Here is a 4837-nt window from a genome sequence, read left to right as displayed (position 1 = left end):
ATATGATTCTTTCTAATGAGTTGTTTGATCGCTTTTCATTATAGGTCATATGGGACTTTTTTTCTACACAAAAATAGGCTCCATAATATCCATAGGGGATTTACCCACTACAAATATTATAGAGCCTAAAAGGTCCAGTGAAGAAAACTGTGTGTGTAGAATCCTGTTTTACTTAATTTTTAGATAACTATATTAAGTGATAAAAGGCAGTGTATATGTAGTTTTGGGTTTATAAAATACTTGAAAGTTCAAAAATTGTTTTAATTGACTATTTTCTAGAAGAGATGTATAATTGAATTGTATGTAAAAGACATGCAGTTATTTTTAAACAAAGGAGATAATGTGATGTATTTTAATCGTAAAAATGCAGAGCAGAAGAACTGGCGTATGATTAAAAAAGGAAAACATTTCCTTTTTGGTTGTTCGCTTGTCTTTGCAGTTGGTGCAGCCTTGGTAGCTCCAACGGTTAAGGCCGACACAGCTGATACTGGGGAGGTAGAGACTAAAACTGCCAACTCAGCTGCTGAAGCAAGCTCTAGTGACGAAGTAGGAACGTATAAAGCACCAGCAGTGGAGGTATCAACAACTTCACCAGTGGTTGCCGAACATCCTACAAGTTCAGAAGCTACCTCAGCAAAAACAGCTAAGGAAGCAGATGGAGTTCAGCTTCCTTCATTGACAGTGGTAGCAGATTCTTCAGCTTTGACAGATGAAGAAAAAGCAAATGTAGTGGCAGCTGTTAAGGGTGTGAATCCTACTGCGACTGATGTTCAAGTCCAAGCAGATGGATCAGTAGTTGTTACTTTTGCAGATGGTTCAACTGCAAACTTGACAGCAAGTCAAACTGTTAAAGTGGCAGCTCCAGCAGAAACTTCAGCCACTCAACCTAAGTCAAGAAGCCGTCGAGCAGCAGGACAAGAACGTGCTCAAGATCGCTCTTCGGAAGAGAAAGACATCAAGTACGTTTATAAAGACAGAACTGCTACAGTAAACGATGGAGATCCAACTCAACGTGCTAAGATCGAGTACAGACAGCTGGGAGACTATGAGGTAGTCGATGGAAAAACAGTGGCTACAGACCCATCTGGTCAAGGTCGTCCAGTCTTGGAGTGGACGGTAACCTTTAACGAGGCTCAGTACGATAAGATGGGAGGATACTACTACTTTACAATCCCTAAAAATGTATCTGATCCTTATAAAGTTGTGACAGAATATAACAACGGCGCTTACGGCCCCCGCGATGGCTGGGTGGATGGAAATGTTACACCAGGTGGTTCGCCGTCTGCAGAAGGTCAGCAGTTTATCGATGCTGGTAATAAACTTGAGTGGCGTGTCAAGAATACCGTTGGGGGAGACTACAACAACGTAAATGGTCTTAGCGGTGTCATGAACAACACTAAAAAGGTTTATGTCCTTAGTTATGGTAACAACACTAAGGCGCGCATGGTTACTATTAAGTACCGTACTGTAGTTGAAGACCCATCACAGACCATTTCTTATATTGCTGGAGTTGAATCTAAAACAGGCTTACCACGAAACAACTGGTATGCTATCTCAGGTAAATATGATAAGCAACTGGTTAGTCAGGTTGCTGCACCAAGTGTGACTCCAAACTTGACCAACACCTCTGTCAACGTTCCTGTTCAAACTGTAGCTTCAACTTCAAGCACTCTTTCAGGAACAGGGGTTCCAGGTGCAACTATTAAGATTTATATCGATGGTCAAGAGCAAAACATCGGCAATGTCACTGTTGACAGTAGCGGTAACTGGACTACAGGTGAGCTTCCAACAGCCTTGAACAACAACCAAGGTGATGGTACAACTATCAAACCACGTCAAACAGTAGAGGTAAGCCAAGTAGTTAACGGTGAAGAAAGTAGCCGTCGTACTGTACCAGTATCTGTTGGTGTAACAACTGTTGAACCTTCAAGCTTGACTACTAACCAAGCTGCAGTTGTAGCAGGACAAAAAGAGGTTACTCTTAAGGTTCCTCATGATGCAGGAATTGCCTACATGCGCTATACAAATACTGCTGGAGAGACTGTTGAGATTCCAGTCAAACGTGATAATGCCTCATCTGCATGGACATCACAAAAATCAGATAAGGCAACTGTCAAATCAGTTGAGCACGGTAAGTTCCAAGATACGATCGTTCTTACCATGGCTGACAAGATTGCAGGTACAGAAGTAGCAGCAATCTCAAACGTGGTAGAAGGTGGTTTCTCAAGTGTGGCTGACTGGCAATCACGCTCAGTAGAAAACCAAGCTCCAACTATCGCATCAGCTGTTGAAGGAAACAGAAAAACTGTTACTCAAGGTGCTCAACTTGACCTTGCATCTCTTGTGACCGTAGCAGATAAAGAAGATGATGCCCAAGCAACACTAGGTGATAAGGTCCATGCTGAAGTTGTTTCAGTAAATGGTAACACAGCAACTAAGACCGTCGATACAAATACCCAAGGCACTTACACAGTTAAGTATAAAGCTGTTGATAGCCAAGGTAAAGAGTCAGACGAGATTGAAGTTACTGTAGTTGTAAATCCTGCACGTGAAAACGTAGCACCAACAGTAGAGATTCCATATTCAGATCCAGCTCCGAATAAAAAAGAAGTTTATCTTTATACTGGAGAAGAAGCTGACGTTGAAATTACCTTTAACGACGATTCTGGAAAAATTAAATCCGCTTCATTGAAAAAAGGTGGAAATATTGCCTTAAATAATATTGATGGGAACCCAGAAAAACAAGATAATGAATTTGGATATACTGTAACAGCGATTAATTCTGAAACTGCTACACCAGCAAAAATTAAAGTAACAGGTCGAGTTTCTGGTCTTGATGATAGATTGCCAAAAACAGAAAACGACTCTTTAGAGCTTGTAACACGTTTTGCCACTGCAACTGATACTGATGGAGCATTAATCAATAATACTGCGGTAAAAACTAAGAAAAATGGAGAGGTTGTTGGTTCTTACTTAACCGACCCAGGTGCAGTAACTTTCGTATTAAAAGCTCAAACTAAGAAATATGATATTAAGGTTCCAGAGGAAAAACTTCCTGTAGCGGATGCTAATAATGTTACTGATCAAGAGTTTGAAAAAATTAAAAAGAAAGTTAAAGTTGAATATTCTCAAAACAATCCAGATGCACGTTTAGCTGACAAAAAAGGTCAAGAAGTAGAAGATGCTTCAAAAGTTGTTGATAAAGTAGAAAAAGAAGGAAACAATGTTGTTGTAACCTATAAAGATGGTTCTAAAGATACAAAACCATTGACAGATTTTGCACGTACGAATGTTGCTCCAACAGTAGAGATTCCGTATTCAGATCCAGCTCCAAACAAAAAAGAAGTTTATCTTTATACTGGAGAAGATGCTGACGTTGAAATTACATTTAACGATGATTCTGGAAAAATTAAATCAGCGTCATTGAAAAAAGGTGGAAATATTGCCTTAAATAATATTGATGGTAATCCAGATAAACAAGATAATGAATTTGGATATACTGTAACAGCGATTAATTCTGAAACTGCTACACCAGCAAAAATTAAAGTAACAGGTCGAGTTTCTGGTCTTGATGATAGATTGCCAAAAACAGAAAACGACTCTTTAGAGCTTGTAACACGTTATGCAACAGCAACAGATACAGATGGTGCAGAGATTTCTAATAATGCAACCAAAACTAAGAAAAATGGAGAGGTTGTTGGTTCTTACTTAACTGATCCAGGTGCAGTAACTTTCGTATTAAAAGCACAAACTAAGAAATATGATATCAAAACTCCAGCATCGGCTGATAAAGTAACCGTATCAGATGCTAGCAATGTTACTGATAAAGAGTTTGAAAAAATTAAAGAGAAAGTTAAAGTTGAATATTCTCAAAACAATCCAGATGCACGTTTAGCTGACAAAAAAGGTCAAGAAGTAGAAGATGCTTCAAAAGTTGTTGATAAAGTAGAAAAAGATGGAAATAATGTTGTTGTAACCTATAAAGATGGTTCTAAAGATACAAAACCATTGTCTGAATTTGTAAACGTAGCTCCAAAAGTAGAAGTTCCATACTCAAATGAAGCTAATAAACAAATCTATGTTTATACAGGTGAAAACACTGATCTAACTTTCAAAGGTACAGATGAAAAAGAAGTTAAAGATCTTTACCTACGTGGACCTGGAGATGTTTCATGGAATAACGCGAATAAATATGGATTTACAACAGGTAAAGTTGAAAATGGCGCAGTGACTGGAGAAGGTTCAGTATCTGAAGATAAGACATCAGCTACTATCAAGATGACTGGTACTACAAACCTTAAAGCTGGTCAAGAGTGGACAAGTTTTATCGTTTCTAAAGACAACAATGGCGAACTTTCAAACACTGATTACAGAGCGCTAGATGTAGATCCTAACGCTAAAGAAAAACCAGGATATGTTCGATTTGTAGTTAAAAATCAAACATCTAAATACGATATAGCAACTCCAGCTCCAGCTGATAAAGTTGAAGTAGCAGATCCAACTAAGGTAACAGACGCTGAGTTAGATAAAATCAAAGAAAAACTGCAAATTGAGTATGCTCAAACTAATGATGATGCCAACTTTGCAGACAAAAAAGGTAAAACTGTAGATGCTGAAGATGCTAAGACTAAGATTAAATCAGTCACAAAAGATGACAAAGGAAATCTTGTCGTAACATATACAGATGGTTCAACAGATACAAAACCATTGTCAGAATTTGTAACTAAAAAACCAACAGATGCAGATAAGAACGAGCCAACACCAAAAGCTCAAACTGTAGATAAAGGAACTGAACCAAAAGCAGAAGATTCAATCGGTAACTTGAAAGATCTTCCTA

At 38.4% G+C, this 4837-nt stretch carries 1 protein-coding gene; it reads left to right on the top strand.

What is annotated here, in order from left to right; all coding sequences use genetic code 11:
• Positions 1-345: 345 nt before the first annotated feature.
• Positions 346-4837: hypothetical protein (locus tag QM469_RS10435; protein ID WP_414276797.1), on the top strand; the 4492-nt coding region annotated here is incomplete at its 3' end.

This window comes from Streptococcus infantis, from assembly GCF_047464215.1.
Lineage (GTDB): Bacteria > Bacillota > Bacilli > Lactobacillales > Streptococcaceae > Streptococcus > Streptococcus infantis_P.
The sequence above is the reverse complement of the archived record's forward strand: the minus strand, read 5'-3'. Positions and strand labels throughout refer to the sequence as shown.